General features: G+C 45.1%; 15 protein-coding genes. 11 read left to right on the top strand and 4 right to left on the bottom strand.

All coding sequences use genetic code 11. From position 1 onward, the window contains the following. Nucleotides 1-228: 228 nt before the first annotated feature. The 10 genes from MHI15_RS03680 to MHI15_RS03635 all read left to right on the top strand — a co-directional run bounded on the left by MHI15_RS03680 (nt 229) and on the right by MHI15_RS03635 (nt 9,592). On the top strand, nt 229-771 hold the full coding sequence (locus tag MHI15_RS03680) for a hypothetical protein (protein WP_076127549.1): 543 nt from the start codon (nt 229-231) through the stop codon (nt 769-771). Then, entirely contained in the window at nt 764-2,266 is a 1,503-nt protein-coding gene (locus MHI15_RS03675; RefSeq protein WP_076276715.1) for an AAA family ATPase, read from the top strand. Before MHI15_RS03680 ends, MHI15_RS03675 begins: the two co-directional genes overlap by 8 nt. Before the next feature lie 133 nt (nt 2,267-2,399). Next, entirely contained in the window at nt 2,400-3,272 is an 873-nt protein-coding gene (locus MHI15_RS03670) for a 3-hydroxyacyl-CoA dehydrogenase family protein (RefSeq protein WP_036676304.1), read from the top strand. Beyond that, nucleotides 3,269-4,477: an acetate/propionate family kinase gene (locus MHI15_RS03665; RefSeq protein ID WP_036676305.1), complete on the top strand. Its 1,209-nt coding sequence runs from the start codon at nt 3,269-3,271 to the stop codon at nt 4,475-4,477. The genes MHI15_RS03670 and MHI15_RS03665 overlap by 4 nt, the downstream gene beginning before the upstream one ends. Nucleotides 4,478-4,498: 21 nt before the next feature. Next, nucleotides 4,499-5,797, top strand: a complete 1,299-nt coding sequence (gene asnS, locus MHI15_RS03660) for an asparagine--tRNA ligase (RefSeq protein ID WP_036676308.1) — start codon at nt 4,499-4,501, stop codon at nt 5,795-5,797. Between the two features lie 31 nt (nt 5,798-5,828). Then, nucleotides 5,829-6,581 (top strand): DnaD domain-containing protein, encoded by a 753-nt coding sequence (locus tag MHI15_RS03655; protein WP_076302747.1) that lies wholly within the window; start codon nt 5,829-5,831, stop codon nt 6,579-6,581. Nucleotides 6,582-6,729: 148 nt separating this feature from the next. Next, nucleotides 6,730-7,260, top strand: coding sequence for an RNA polymerase sigma factor (locus tag MHI15_RS03650; RefSeq protein WP_341164508.1), 531 nt, complete (start codon nt 6,730-6,732; stop codon nt 7,258-7,260). Beyond that, nucleotides 7,251-7,748, top strand: a complete 498-nt coding sequence (locus MHI15_RS03645) for a hypothetical protein (protein WP_143762397.1) — start codon at nt 7,251-7,253, stop codon at nt 7,746-7,748. The genes MHI15_RS03650 and MHI15_RS03645 overlap by 10 nt, the downstream gene beginning before the upstream one ends. A 15-nt stretch (nt 7,749-7,763) precedes the next feature. After that, nucleotides 7,764-8,870: a hypothetical protein gene (locus MHI15_RS03640; protein WP_076127557.1), complete on the top strand. Its 1,107-nt coding sequence runs from the start codon at nt 7,764-7,766 to the stop codon at nt 8,868-8,870. After that, nucleotides 8,867-9,592: a hypothetical protein gene (locus tag MHI15_RS03635; protein WP_081393607.1), complete on the top strand. Its 726-nt coding sequence runs from the start codon at nt 8,867-8,869 to the stop codon at nt 9,590-9,592. Before MHI15_RS03640 ends, MHI15_RS03635 begins: the two co-directional genes overlap by 4 nt. A gap of 51 nt (nt 9,593-9,643) precedes the next feature. Here the strand turns inward: MHI15_RS03635 and proC are convergent, their stop codons facing one another. Genes proC through proB form a run of 3 tightly spaced genes read right to left on the bottom strand, consistent with a single transcriptional unit; the run spans nt 9,644 to nt 12,950 of the window. Next, complete coding sequence (proC, locus tag MHI15_RS03630; RefSeq protein WP_076127559.1) at nt 9,644-10,513, bottom strand: pyrroline-5-carboxylate reductase; 870 nt, start codon at nt 10,511-10,513, stop codon at nt 9,644-9,646. Nucleotides 10,514-10,562: 49 nt separating this feature from the next. Continuing rightward, nucleotides 10,563-11,810 carry a glutamate-5-semialdehyde dehydrogenase gene (locus tag MHI15_RS03625; protein ID WP_248548502.1) on the bottom strand — a complete coding sequence of 416 codons (1,248 nt, stop codon included), beginning with the start codon at nt 11,808-11,810 and terminating at the stop codon, nt 10,563-10,565. A 36-nt stretch (nt 11,811-11,846) separates the two neighbouring features. Beyond that, entirely contained in the window at nt 11,847-12,950 is a 1,104-nt protein-coding gene (gene proB, locus MHI15_RS03620) for a glutamate 5-kinase (protein ID WP_076308387.1), read from the bottom strand. 432 nt (nt 12,951-13,382) lie between these two features. Between proB and MHI15_RS03615 the strand changes: the two genes are divergently transcribed. Next, the gene (locus MHI15_RS03615) at nt 13,383-13,580 is read left to right on the top strand and encodes a hypothetical protein (RefSeq protein ID WP_076101453.1); all 198 of its coding nucleotides are present in this window, start codon (nt 13,383-13,385) and stop codon (nt 13,578-13,580) included. Nucleotides 13,581-13,665: 85 nt separating this feature from the next. On the opposite strand, the gene MHI15_RS03610 is transcribed toward MHI15_RS03615, so the two are convergent. Then, complete coding sequence (locus MHI15_RS03610) at nt 13,666-14,577, bottom strand: LysR family transcriptional regulator (RefSeq protein ID WP_076101451.1); 912 nt, start codon at nt 14,575-14,577, stop codon at nt 13,666-13,668. Nucleotides 14,578-15,226: the final 649 nt, after the last annotated feature.

Below are 15,226 nucleotides of genomic sequence, written 5' to 3'. Positions count from 1 at the left end.
GATTTTGTCGAAAGTGAGGAATTTATTTGGTATTGATGGAAATATTTAAAAAATTAAATTTTAAATATATTCACATTTATTTTGAAATTAGTATATACACCTGTGATATACTACTACTTGTAATTAGAACAGCAATAAGAGACTTCAGTCTCTCTGATGAGCTCTCAAGTAGCTATAAATTATTATAATGAGCTTTATATTTTGTCATCTTTGAGAGGAGGACGTTTCTTGAAATTACGTCTTGTACCTGTGCTGATAACGTCTCTACTGTCGGCTACTCTATTGTTTGGTGGCTTCTTTTTGTATCGTCAGTTTGCAATGCAGGAACCACTTCAGAAGATTGTATCTCAATATGAGGGCGTCAATAATTCTCATATCAGTATTAACCGCAATGAGGTCACTTTGAAACTTGATCTCCAGCCAGGCACGAAATTACGTGAACTGGTTCAGTACGTCTCCCAAGAAGGAAAATCGATGATTGATGGACGTACACTAAAACTTGATGTAGAACAGAACTCCAGTGAACTGCTGGATGAATACTGGGATAAAGCGATGTTCTCTGTAGCCGAAGCTATGGAGAGCCGTAAATATACACTTATACCCACAGAACTTGATGGACTCAAAGCGCAATATCCACAATATAAAAATGTGATAGCCTCAACAGAAATTGATGACAATAATGTCTATGTAAGCTTGAGTAATGGAAAAGAAAGCAAATTTATTATTTTGCCGCGTAAACCTGCGACATTGGGGGTATGGAATAATGCCTAAATACCTTAAAGAAATTCTAATCGGATTTGTTCCTGTCTTGTTTATTTTTATGGCTTTTCTAGGCATTAATATATTCCCGATTGTAATTGCTGCTGGGATGCTCACGGCGTTACTTATCATTGCTCATTTAAGAGGCGGACTTGCGGTAAATGCAGGTGCCGGGAAGAAACGCAAGAAGGATGGACCTTCAAAGCTTACTTTTGAAGAAATTGGCGGGCAAGACAATGCAAAACAGGAGCTTCGTGAAGCGTTGGATTTTTTGATCCGGCATGAGGAAATCAGCAAATTCGGGATTCGGCCTTTGAAAGGGATTCTGCTTACAGGCCCTCCAGGAACAGGTAAGACCCTCATGGCTAGAGCAGCAGCACATTATACGAACTCTGTATTTGTGGCAGCATCAGGCAGTGAGTTTGTAGAAATGTACGTAGGTGTCGGTGCCGGCCGTATCCGCGATTTGTTTAAGGATGCCCGTACCCGCGCCCTTAAGGAAAACAAGCAAAGCGCTATTATTTTCATAGATGAAATTGACGTAATTGGCGGAAAGCGTGAAGGCGGACAGCAGCGAGAATATGATCAGACCTTGAATCAGCTGTTGACTGAGATGGACGGGATCTATAACAACGAAACACCACGCATTCTACTGGTAGCAGCCACTAACCGTAAAGAAATGCTTGATTCAGCATTGCTGCGTCCTGGCCGGTTTGACCGTCATATTCAAGTGGACATGCCTGATAAAAAAGGCCGCAGATCGATTCTCGAATTGCATGCCAAAAATAAGCCGCTTCATGCCAATGTGAACCTCGACAAAATTTCCGAAGAAGCCTATGGTTTTTCCGGTGCTCAGCTCGAAAGTGTTATGAATGAGGCAGCAATTTATATGATGCGTGAGGAATTGACAGAGGTTGAGCAGCGGCATCTGTCGATGGCGATTGACAAGGTTATGATGGGGGAAAAAACGGACAGAGAAACTAACCACGAAGAGAAAAAACGTGTGGCGATCCACGAATTGGGACATGCCATTATGGCAGAACTGCTTCGTCCGGGAAGTGTCAGTCAGGTTACGCTGACTCCGCGGGGGCAAGCCCTTGGTTATGTACGTCACAATCCTCAGCAAGAGCAGTATCTGTACACCAAAGATTATCTCGAAGATCAGATTATGATCGCACTTGGTGGAGCGGCTGCAGAAGAAATGTATTATGGCGGACGAAGCACAGGTTCACGTGGCGATTTTGATCAGGCCCTGAATATTGTCGAAACCATGATGAAATCCGGATTGACTTCGTTGGGTATTGCCAAGCTGGAAATGGTTACCACTGAAGAGCTTATGAAGGAAAACAGTAAAATATTGGACGAGTTGATGGTACGTACTCACGACCACCTTGAAAAGCAACGAAATGTATTTGATTACTCCCTTGACATTTTAATGAAGGAAGAAGTGCTCTCTGGAGAGCAATTTCGATGTCAATTTCGTGACAGCGTGCGTTTACCAGCATAAATATTTATGCTGGTTATTTTTTTTTACTTTTCAGGCATGCTAAGATATCATTATATGTCGGGCTTTATAAATTTTTGCGACAGACAAGGTACAATACAAAAGTATAGATACCTGAAAGGATGGAGACTTTTTTATGAATTTCAAGAAAATTGGTGTCATCGGCGGTGGCACAATGGGACAAGGGATTGCCGAAATGCTGGCAGCCAAGGGCCTGGATGTATTGCTGGTGGAGAAAACCCCTGAGAAACTGGACTACTCCTACGAAATGATCGAGACAAGTCTAGATAAGCAACTGGAGAAATGGGCGATCACTCAAGCTGAGAAGAAGCTGATTCTTAGCCGCATTCAAAAAGTGACACATTTCGCAGAGCTGAGCTCTTGTGACATGGTTATCGAAACAATCGTTGAGGATTTAGAAGAAAAGAAAAAAATATTGAATCAACTGGATCAAGTATGTCCAAACCACATTATTCTTGCCAGCAATACGTCAACACTTAGCTTGACTGAACTTGCAAGTTCTACAATGTATCCGGAACGCGTGATCGGAATGCATTTCATATACCCTGTAGCTAAAGTGGATCTTGTTGAAATTGTACGCGGTCTGAAAACTTCAGATGCTACTTTTGAAGATACAAAATCCTTTGTTGATGAAATTGTTGAGAAAAAAGGTGTAATGATTTATGAATCCCCAGGATTTGTAACATCACGCCTCATTTGCTTGTTTATCAACGAAGCTATGCATGTACTGCAAGAGGGCGTTGCCTCCGCACAGGATATTGACGATGCTATGCGTATTGGTTATCAATTCCAATATGGACCGCTTGAAATGGCTGACAGATTTGGTCTGGATTCGGTTCTTGCTGCACTCGAAAATATGTTCCGTGAATATGGTGAGCTGAAATATCGTCCTTCCACGATCCTTAAGAAGATGGTGCGTGCAGGACAATTAGGTATGAAATCAGGCGAAGGCTTCTTCCAGTACGACAAGGATGGTGACCGTATATGAATATTCTAGTAATTAACTCCGGTAGTTCTTCTTTAAAATATCAATTGTACAATATGGCTGATGAATCCGTTTTGGCTAAAGGTTTGGTGGAACGTATCGGGATGGATTCCTCCATTCTGAACCATAAACCTACTGGTAAAGCTGAAGTAACAGAAGTAAGTGAAATTTTGGAGCATAACACAGCGATTCGTAAAGTTCTAGCTTGCCTAACGGATAAAGAGCATGGCGTTATTGAATCCATTAAAGAAATCAATGCTGTGGGTCACCGTGTAGTACATGGTGGTGAATTCTTCAAAGCTTCCGCACTTGTGGACGCTGATGCCAAGACTAAAATTCGTCAATTGTTTGACCTTGCACCCCTGCATAACCCAGCAGCAATGATGGGGATTACGGCTTCTGAAGTAAATATGCCGGGTGTACCGCAGGTTGTTGTATTCGATACTGCATTCCATCAAACAATGCCTGAAAAAGCTTATATGTACGCGATTCCTAGAGTACTGTACAATAAATATAAAGTTCGTCGTTATGGCGCACACGGTACATCACACGACTTCGTAAGCAAAGCTGCTGCGGAGTACTTGGAGCGTCCGTTGGAAGATCTGAAGATCATTACTTGTCATATCGGTAACGGAGGTAGTGTAACTGCGGTTCAAGATGGAGTGTCTGTGGATACTTCCATGGGTATGACTCCTCTGGAAGGTTTGATGATGGGGACTCGCAGTGGTGATCTTGATCCAGCAATTGTACCTTACGTGATGAACAAGGAAGAATTGTCCGTAGGCGAAGTTAACTCCATGTTGAACAAACATAGTGGACTCCTAGCAATTTCGGGCGTAAGCAGTGATATGCGTGATATTATTGAGGGTATGGAAAAAGGTGAGCCTAATTCCACGCTAGCTTTTGAAATGTATGAGTACCGCTTGCGCAAGTATATCGGTTCTTATGCGGCTGCTATGAACGGTGTAGATGCTATCGTATTCACTGCTGGTGTTGGTGAAAATGCTTCATTGCTACGTGAGAAACTGCTAAATAACCTTACGTTCCTGGGTATTGAGTTGGATGTTGAAGCTAATAAAGTTCGCTCCGGCGACCCGCGTCGTATCTCTACGGTAGATTCCAAAGTGCAGGTGCTTGTAGTTCCGACTAACGAAGAGCTTGTCATCGCACGTGATACAAACCGTATTGTGCAAGGAATTAACGGCTAAATTAGAGGAGAGATTGAAGGCATGGCTAACAAGAGTGTAATCAAGAACGTGAATGAACATGTTGGAGAAAGTGTTGTTATCGGTTGTTGGGTAAACAACAAGCGCTCCAGTGGTAAAATTCAGTTCCTGCAGCTTCGCGATGGTACAGGTTATATTCAGGGAGTTGTAGTGAAATCAGAAGTGCCTGAAGAGGTATGGGATGCAGCTAAGAGCCTCACACAGGAAAGCTCATTGTATGTGACCGGTATTATTCGTGAGGAGCCTCGCAGTCAATCCGGTTTTGAAATGACTGTTACCGGAATTGAAGTTCTGCACCTTACAGAGAATTATCCAATTACTCCGAAAGAGCACGGCGTTGATTTCTTGATGGATCACCGTCACCTCTGGCTCCGTGCCTCGAAGCAGCGGGCTGTTCTGGTTATTCGTGCGGAGATTATCCGGGCAATCCAACAGTTCTTCAACGAGAGCGGATTTACAAAGGTGGATCCTCCGATTCTGACGCCAACGTCAGCAGAGGGAACTACTAACTTGTTCCACACGAAATACTTCGATGAGGATGCTTACCTGACCCAAAGCGGACAATTGTACATGGAAGCTGCAGCTATGGCACTGGGCCGTGTATATTCCTTTGGACCCACCTTCCGTGCGGAGAAATCTAAGACTCGTCGCCACTTGATCGAGTTCTGGATGATCGAGCCGGAAATGGCCTTCACAGATCATGAAGAAAGCTTGAAGGTTCAGGAAGAGTTTATTAGCTTCGTAGTGCAATCCGTATTGAAGAATTGCCGTGCGGAGTTGGAAGCGGTAGGCCGCGATATTTCCAAGCTGGAGAATATCAAAGCACCATTCCCACGCATTACTTATGACGATGCGATCAAGTTCTTGAATGATAAAGGCTTTGAAGATATTGCTTGGGGTGATGATTTTGGTGCACCTCATGAAACAGCAATCGCTGAAGCATACGATAAACCTGTATTTATTACTCATTATCCTGCTTCATTCAAAGCGTTCTACATGAAGCCGGATCCAAATCGTCCTGAAGTCGTACTGTGTGCTGATATGATCGCTCCTGAAGGTTATGGAGAGATTATTGGGGGTTCACAGCGGATCGATGATCCTGCGCTGCTTGAAGAGCGTTATAAAGAGCACAATCTTTCGATGGATTCTTATAAATGGTACATGGATCTGCGTACTTACGGATCTGTACCTCACTCCGGTTTTGGACTTGGGCTTGAGCGTACTGTAGCTTGGATCTGTGGTCTTGACCATGTACGTGAGACTATTCCATTCCCACGTACACTGTACCGCCTCTACCCATAAGTTCTTAGGATTTGAACAAAGGGGGAAGCACATGGACGGCAAGACATGGAGTACCTGGAGCGAAGGCGTCTCCTTCGGTCTGGAGAACGGAATGGCCGTCATACCTTACGCTTTACTGAAGTATTACCGGAAGCTGAATTTAAGCGGAAGTGAAGCGATGCTGCTGATTCATCTGCTCTCCTTCAGGCAAGTGGAAGGGATTGAGTTCCCTTCTCTGGAGGAGCTTCAGGTCGTAACTGGTCGTAGCATTTCCGTTCTGGCCGGAGAATTGCAGAAGCTCATGAAGGAGGGTTTCATTAGCATCGATGGAGACAACGATGAGCTAAGAGATATCCATTATGAACGCTACAATTTCTCAGGGCTATATGGAAAGCTAGGTGCTTATCTTGCGACAGCTGTACAAGAAAATGAGCAAGATAAGGACAAAGGGGCATATGCAACATCAGCTCCCCGGGCTGCTGCGTCAGGTGGAGGATTCGGAACTCCCCCCACATCTCCTTCTTCACTTGGAGATAAAGAGGAGAGCCGGAATCTATTCAGTATTTTCGAGAAGGAATTCGGGCGCCCGCTGTCTCCAATGGAATGTGAGACGATTTCCAGCTGGGTGGATCAAGACCGATATCCTGAGGAGCTGATTCTGTTAGCACTCAAGGAATCCGTATTTGCGGGGAAGGTTCATTTTCGTTATATCGACCGGATATTGCTGGAATGGGCCCGTAACCGGGTCAAGAACGCTCAGGATGTTAAGACGTATACACAAAAATTCCGCAATGGTGGAAGATAGATCGTTTAGGAGAGAACCGTATTGCTTTAGCTATTGCTAGAGTCTGTACGGTTCTTTTTTTATTTTTTTAGATAAGTGCAGGGGTAGGCGAAGATCTCAGCGTCTATTGCTGTGGGAAGGAGGGGAGAGTCATTGAGGAGAGCTATTAATCAAGCGGATTTGCCAAGGAGACGAAGATGCGTTTCGCCAGTTTGTAAATACATACAGTCAGCACATATACAAAATCACCTATTCTGTATTACGTGAAGTCAAAGGGGCTGAAGACGCTGCTCAGGAAGCTTTTCTTCAGATGTATAAATCTCTCCCTGACTACCGTTATCAAGGCTTAAAATCATGGATTACGCGGATCGCCTTAAATAAGGCTATTGATGCCAAACGTAAACGTGATCGGCTACGAGAGTTACCTGGTGACTATGAGCTTGTGCTGAGCCAGACACCTTCAAATGAGGAGGATGTACTAGCCACTGTTGTCCGTCGTGACCGGATGAATCGTCTGTCGGGTGAGATCAACAATTTACCGGAGGGTCATCGGGAAATTATGGTGGCTTATTATCTGGAAAATAAAAAATATGAGCAAATTGCTGCTGAAAATGAAATTACTCTGAAGACGGTGGAGTCCAGACTATATAGGGCGAGACAATGGATGCGAAAACATTGGAAGGAGGACGAATGGCTATGATGAAGAGTGGAGAAAACCTAATTCGCCGCGAGCAGGCAAAAGCTTATCTTGAAGGGCAAGAAAATAGTTTAGAGCGAGAAGAATGGGAACTAATGCTGCTCAAGGATGAAGACACATTTGTTTCATACATGGAGATGCTGGATGAGCTAAAGGAGGATCTGCCTTCATTGGAGAATTCGTCTGCTTTTACAGAGAGAGTTATGGGAGATTGGGTGGCTACGGTGAGATCTTCAGTAGTCATAGAAGAAGTAGCGGGGCAAGAAGAAGGATCACGGCGTTATCGCTGGTATGATAAAACAATCTTTCATTATGCCGTTGCTGCTTCGTTAACGCTGATGATTATGTCTTCCGGGATGTTTGATAAGTTACTCACGGGTGAAATGGAGCTTATTGTCCCTAAGAAAGATAATTCGCCATCTTATAGCGAACAATTCATGCAAGCCACCAGCGGATGGTTGAGCCGGATTATGGACGGAAGACAGAAATGAGAGGAGAAATGAACAATGCAACAGCAGCGTAATAAAATTAAGGGTCTTTTTCTTAATATGATTCCTGGAGCAGGTCATTATTATATGGGAAGACGACCACAAGGGATTGTTTATTTTTTGCTAAGCTTTGGTGTGTTATTTATGTCATTCTTAATCGCTATGGCTGAAGGGGATGAGGGGATTCTGGCATTGGGCGTGATCGGATTCTTACTTCTATGGATTCTTTCGATGATTCATCTGGTGATTAAATTACTGCAAATGCCCACTCCAATTGTAGCGCCTGATGGATCAATGCTGGATTTTAGTTCTACTATGCCCGTAAAGACGGAGGATAATGAACGTGTGCATGTCATCTTATTGTCTTTCATTCCTGGATTGGGTCATTTTCATATGGGGCTGATGCAGCGTGGACTATCCTTTCTGATTTCTTTTTTCGGATTCATGACCGTTATGTTATTCTTGGCTGGAATTACTTCGAGTGATGCATTTTTGCTGCTGTTTGGAGTATTGCCAGTAATTTGGCTGTATTGCATGTTTGATGCAGTTCAGTTGATCCATCGTAAACAAGCAGGAGAAATGCTTGTTGACCGCACATTATTCGAAGAGATGGAGGCTGGACGTGAGGAAGGACGACGCAGCAAAGTATTAGCGACATTACTATCCGCATTTCCTGGTGCTGGACAGATGTATCTGGGACTGCAAAAAAGAGGGCTCCAGCTCATGCTTCTTTTCTTAGGAAGTATTTATGTCATGGATCTATTGCGGTTAACATTGCTCTTTTTCCTTATCCCGGTCATTTGGTTCTATAGCTTATTCGATGGCTTACAGTTAGTTAGCCGATATGGACGTGAACCTTTGCAGGATAAGCCGGTTATCGAAGGTTTCTTAAATCATCAAGGCTGGCTCGGAGCAGTCCTGATGTGTCTCGGATTATACTTTATTGTTGTGAATGTCGCAGTTCCTGCCATTGATATCAGATTTCCAGAATGGCGGCTGGAATATCGCGTAAATGAATATTTTAAGACCATTGTCGTCTCCGTGTTATTGATTGGTGGTGGGGTGAAGCTGATGACTGGAAGTAAAAATAATAAAGGTAGAAAAGGGGCGGGGGGTCAATCTTGAATAATCCAATAGAAGTAGAGCCGGGAGTCATGGTAACTAGCGAGTTTCCAGTGAACGTAGGGAAGTCTAGAAGTTGGCGTGTAGGTACGTTGTCGATGGGACTGAGCCTTTTATTTCTCGGGGCATTAATAATGGTCTCGCAGTGGAAAGGAGCGGATGTGTTCGAGACAACGCTTGCTTGGTGGCCGCTCATTTTTATCTTACTTGGTTTAGAAATTGTAATTTACACCTTATGGTTCCGTGGTAAAGGGAAAATGTACTATGATGTGCTAAGTGTTCTGTTCGTCGGATTTCTGGCAGTGTGCTGTTTAGTATTCGCAGGAGTCAGCTCTTTAGGATTAACACAGGAATTTAGACATGTGATCTCATCTACGGAGGAGAATTATTCCTTGCCGGAATGGAAGGGGAATGTTCCACAGGGTGTAGGTACACTTATAATCCAGGCTGCCGAACCTTATGGAATTATGGTTGATCGAACGGCTGGGAATGAGTTGAATGTATTTGGGAGTTATTCCACGGCAGAAGGGCAACTCAAGCAAGAGCAAGAGAAGCGGCTGTTGCAAACTAAACAAGTCGGAGATACATTTTACGTCATTTTAGGAGACATACCTAGACATCTAGTATTCGATAACTCCAGGAATGCGTTGAACGTGACCGTTGCGGCTCCTGTAAATCTAAAGGTAATCGTAAGAGATAATTATGGAAATGTTGTAACAAGGTAAAAAAAGATCGCTTCCCACCCGATGAGGGGATGGGCTGCGATCTTTTTTTGGTTAAGAACGAAGCTCTTTCTCTAGGGCAGCACCCATTTCACGTGAGCGCTCGGCACATCGGTTAACGGCTGCAATCACAGTTTCAAAGAATTCCCCTCGTTCAAGCACTTCTATAGCTGCTTGTGTTGATCCATTAGGGGAAGTAACCTTCTTACGAAGTGCTGCGGGTTCTTCTCCCGTCTGTTGTACCATTCGGGCAGCTCCCAGCACAGTTTGAACAGTTAATTCGGTGCTTTGATCAAGTGGCAGCCCACCACGGATACCAGCGGCGATCATGGCTTCCATCATGTAATAGATATACGCAGGCCCGCTGCCTGAAATTCCGGTCAAGGTTTCCATACGTTCCTCATCAATGACTGTTGTAAGCCCGACAGCCTCAAAGATATTAAGAGCAAGGCGACGGCCTCTTTCGTCTACTTCTTTGGAGAAGGCTAGACCAGTGGCACCCAGACCGATGGAACTGGAGGTGTTAGGCATTGTGCGAACAATAGGCTGTGCTTTGCCAAGTAGACCTTGCATGGTTCGAATAGATAGACCTGCAATGACAGAAACTACAATCTGATCCGGAGAAAGAAGCGGGCCTAGTCCGCGTAAGGATTCTGCAGCATCTTTAGGTTTCATTGCCAGTACTATTACTGGTGCGTTACGTAGGTATTCTACTTTTTGTTCGGGATCATTTGTACCTATTACACCATAACGGCTTTTTAATTCTGCCAGACGTTCACTGCTGCTGCGATTGAGCATGATGACATTATCGGGCTTTACGATATTGCGGCTAATCATCCCGCGAACGATGGCTTCTGCCATGGAGCCTGCGCCATAAAAAACAATATTATGATTCATGAGTGGAACTGAAGGTTGCTGACACATGGCTAAAATCCTCCTAAAAATTGTGTGATAGAATACTTAAACGTGTATACTAACCCCGAATTTGTCCCGTTCCGAAGATCTTATATTTGGTTGAAGTTAGTGCAGGCAGACCCATCGGGCCACGTGCGTGGAGTTTCTGGGTACTAATACCAATCTCTGCACCGAATCCAAATTCAAAGCCATCCGTGAAGCGGGTTGAGGCATTGTGATAAACAGCGGCAGCATCCACTTCTTGTAAAAAGCGTGTGGCGTTCTCCTGATCTTCCGTTACGATACATTCCGAATGTTTCGTGCCATACTGGGCGATATGCTGCATAGCTTCTTCCATATCACTGACGATTCTAATATTAAGGATATAATCATTGTATTCTGTAGCATAGTCTTCTACGGTTGCAGGTAATAGCCATGGGACAAGAGAGAGGGTTTGTTGACAGCCACGAAGTTCTACATGAACCTCACGGAATGCTTCGGCTAAGGATAACAGATATTTGCTCGCGTAATCCTGATGAACGAGTAGTGTTTCCATAGAGTTACATACCGAAGGGCGCTGAGCTTTGGCATTTAAACTAATGTCCTGTGCCATTTCTGGCAAGGCAGTTGCGTCGAGATAAGTATGGCAGATGCCTGCTCCAGTTTCAATTACGGGAACGGTTGCGTTAAGGACTACATTTTGAATAAGAGAGCTGCCTCCGCGCGGGATAATCACATCTAAAAGTCCGTTCAGCTTTAGCATTTCATCTACTGAAGAACGATTTGGGTCTTCAATCAGCTGAAGCGCGTTAGGCGGCATTGAGGTTTCAGCAAGAGCATTGTGCAGAACCTCGACAATTTTACGGTTGGAGGACAGGGCAGAGGAGCCACCGCGAAGCACAACAGCGTTGCCGGTTTTAAGACATAGACCCGCAGCATCAACAGTCACATTGGGACGTGCTTCGTAGATGATGCCGATCACACCAAGCGGAACACGCAGCTTCTGGATGTTGAGGCCGTTAGGACGTTCAATGCTTTCTAGCGTGTCACCGATAGGGTCCGGTAATACAGCGATTTGTTGCAAGCCTTCGGCAATGCTGTTAATCCGGTCAACATCTAATGCCAGCCGGTCGAGCATGGATTCCGGAGTTCCATTAAGTCCTCCTCGTTCCAAATCCTCCGCATTGGCGTTGATAATGGCGGGAGCTTCGCGGCGAAGTGCATCGGCCATGACCAGCAGTGCTTCATTCTTCTGACCAGTTGTTAAGCTTGCTAGAACTCCTGTTGTCTCCTTGGCTAATTTACTCTTATTAATAACTTCACTCATGACGTTTCCTCCCTATATTTGAATTGAAAAAAATGTTTATCTCAGTGTAATCCATTCGTCACGGTGAATGACCTCAAGCCGGTGTACTTCTCCCAGCTTCGGTACAATTTCACGGCTTGGCAGACCTTGAATGCTGCGCAGCTGAGCATCATCGTAATTTACAATCCCACGTCCAAGCAATTTGGAGTCGGGTCCAAGGACTTCTACAACATCTCCTGCGTGAAAACTACCTTCTGTCTGTTTGACGCCTACAGGCAACAGGCTGTGTCCGCCATGTAGCAAAGCTTCTACAGCCCCTTCGTCCACGTATAGGGAGCCGAGAGGGGTAGACATAAAGCCTAGCCATTGTTTTTTGACGGGAAGAGAGGATAGCTTCGTTGCAAAATAAGTGCCCCTGCCTTCTCCCGTTGCAGCAAGCTGTAAATCACCAGGTTCGGTGGCTCTTCCGACAAAGACAGGAACACCACCCCGAGTAGCAATTTTGGCCGCATCGATTTTGGATCGCATACCGCCTGTTCCAACACTAGAGCCAGCTCCACCAGCAATAGCATATATCTCTGGTGTAATGTCATCTACGAACTGATAACGGACAGCATCCGGATGCTTGCGGGGATCTCCACTGTATAAACCATCCATGTCGGTTAAGACAAGCAGTCTAGAGGCTTTTAACAGGTTGGCTACGAGCGCAGAGAGGGTATCATTATCGCCAAATTTCAGTTCATCTACGGAGACAGTGTCATTCTCGTTAAATACGGGCACCGCTCCTTGGCGAAGTAGCTCTTCTACAGTCATCATAGCGTTATTCATGGCTCTGCGGCTGCAGAAATCGGTGCGAGTCAGCAATATTTGCGCGGTAGTAATTCCATGCTGGGCAAAAGCTTCCTGATAAGCCTGCATCAGCAGTACCTGACCCACAGCCGCAGCGGCCTGCTTCTCATGCAGCAGCTTCGGACGTGCTGGATAACCGATACTGCGGAAGCCGGCGGCTACCGCACCAGAGGTTACTAACAACACCTCACAGCCGTTTTTCTTCAACTCGGCAATCTCTGAGGCGAAAAAGGAGACTGCTTCACGATTCAAACCGCCCTCGGGTCCGGTCAGCGAGCTGCTGCCTATTTTGACCACGATTCGCGTCATCATTTCTATCCACATCCTCTTCGTTTATTAAGTCCTGAAAACAACAAAAAGCCCCCATCCTTAGACTTAGCAAAGGACGAAAGCTTATAAACTTCCGCGGTACCACCTTCATTGATGAGGGATCATCCGACTTCATTCTCATAACGGGAGGATCCGTCCTGTTAGACACAGGCCGCTCGGGGGTAGGATTCGGAACGAAAACCGCGGTAAATTCTTTCAGCCTGTCGGAATCTACTCTCTAGGCGCGGTTAGACTCATTCTTACTGGTCCCGTCTGCACGTTTCACTTATTTTCAATAGAATACCATGGAGCTGGTTGCATTGCAAAGGGAAAACGTAGGATATATTTCTTCATGCAGAAAGCTCTATATATTATGTTTAACCTCAAAGAGAAGGGGTAAAGAACTTATAATCTGTTACCAGGAGGTGGATTAAATTGACTAAAGACAACAATGCCGAGCAGGGACAGAATCAAGATTCAAACGAAGTAGCAGAGCTTCAGAATAGTGTGACTCGTGAATTTGTGGAAGAGCACACCGGGGCTCCAGTTGATAAGGGATTGGCTGATTCAAGTAAAGCACGTGTGTCGGATGATCAGAACCGCCTGATTACACAGCGTAATTTGCGTAAATAATCTAGTACTGTTAAAAGAGGTTTACCTGAAAAAGTGCCCCGGCAACCACGCGAATGGTTACTGGGGCACTTTATTTGTATATATTCTATTCTTCCGTTAATTCAGACACGGTTGATTTGAATGTTTCTACAAAAGCCTTTGCGGCCTTGGATAAATATCGTCCGCGTCGATATGCTACAACTAGCGTACGACTAGGCACTGGATCAGCGAGCGGTAAGTAGACTGGAACAAATTCACTTCGCGGTGCACGAGCGATAAAACGAGGAACAAGAGTCACGCCCATGCCTGTTGCCACTAGGGATTGAACGGTTTCCATATTATTGCTCTCGAAAACGATTCGTGGTTCGAATCCGGCTTTCCGGCATAGTTCCACAGTCATTTTGCGGAAGCCCTGACCTTCCTTAAGTACGATAAAAGGTTCGTCCTTAAGCTCTTCAAGTGAGGTCCGTGTTCCATCTAGGATTCGTTTAGCGAGTGGATGTTCAGGAGGAACAGCGAGATCGATTCTTTCCTCTCCAAGCTCTTCATAAGCCAGAGCAGGAATTTCGAGGGGTAAGGAGAGCAGGCTTAAATCGGTCTGGCCACTTGCGGTGAGCTTCTCTAGGTTCATAGACGAGTCTTCGAGCAGCGTAATTTCTACCTCAGGATAATTTTGTTTGAAAACTGGAAGCACATGCGGCAGAAGATGTGCACCTGTAATCGGCATACTGCCCACAACTACACGTCCAGTGCGCAGTTCTGATATGTCGGACATCTCTTGTCGCAGCAGCTCCACTGCGTCAATGATAATCTGTGCTTGTTCAACGAATTTAGAACCTGCGTAGGTCAGCTCAACTGAGCTGGTATTACGCTGAAAAAGCATTACGCCGAGCTCTTTTTCCAGTTTGGAAAGCTGCTGGCTGAGCGAGGGCTGGGCAATATGCAGCTTGTCCGCTGCACGTGAGAAGTTTTTTTCGGCTGCGATTTGCAGCACATACTGCAGTTGTCTCAGTTCCATATATGGACTCCTTAGGGAAATGATTTACTTATAAGTATATCCTATTGGATTATAGTTTTGTATAGGCAACCCGAAGGAGCATTCACTTCTTCACTCCCCAGAATTTGCCGGGCCTGTTTTCAAGAATTATCCCTACTGCACTGATCGAAGTATCCGATATCCTCTCACAATATATTTATTGCGCCGGATCTTGAGAGTATCTATGAGATAACTGCATTCTGTGCAGCTATTTCTTATGCAAAAGGGATAATTTTGGTTTTAAGTGTATTCTATACAACTAAAAACCAGAGTTCCCAGCTATAGAGCGATAATTCAAGAAAATAGCTGCACAAAATACAGTTATATTCATTAACGAATGATTCACAGGAATATAGCTGTACAAAATACAACTAAATGCTCCTACACATCCCGGTTGCGCAACGCTCCTACACATCTCGGTTGCGCCTCGCTCCTACACATCCCGCTTGCGCCTCGCTCCTACACATCTCGGTTGCGCCTCGCTCCTATACATCTCGGTTGCGCATTGCACTTACACATCTCGGTTGCGCCTCGCTCCTACACATTCCGGTTGCGCATTGCACTTACACATCCCGCTTGCGCCTCGCTCCTACACATCCCGGTTGCGCAACGCTCCTACACATCCCGGTTG

Origin of the sequence: Paenibacillus sp. FSL H7-0918 (genome assembly GCF_038007025.1) — a bacterium.
In the GTDB taxonomy this organism is placed as follows: domain Bacteria; phylum Bacillota; class Bacilli; order Paenibacillales; family Paenibacillaceae; genus Paenibacillus_AQ; species Paenibacillus_AQ odorifer.
The sequence above is the reverse complement of the archived record's forward strand: the minus strand, read 5'-3'. Positions and strand labels throughout refer to the sequence as shown.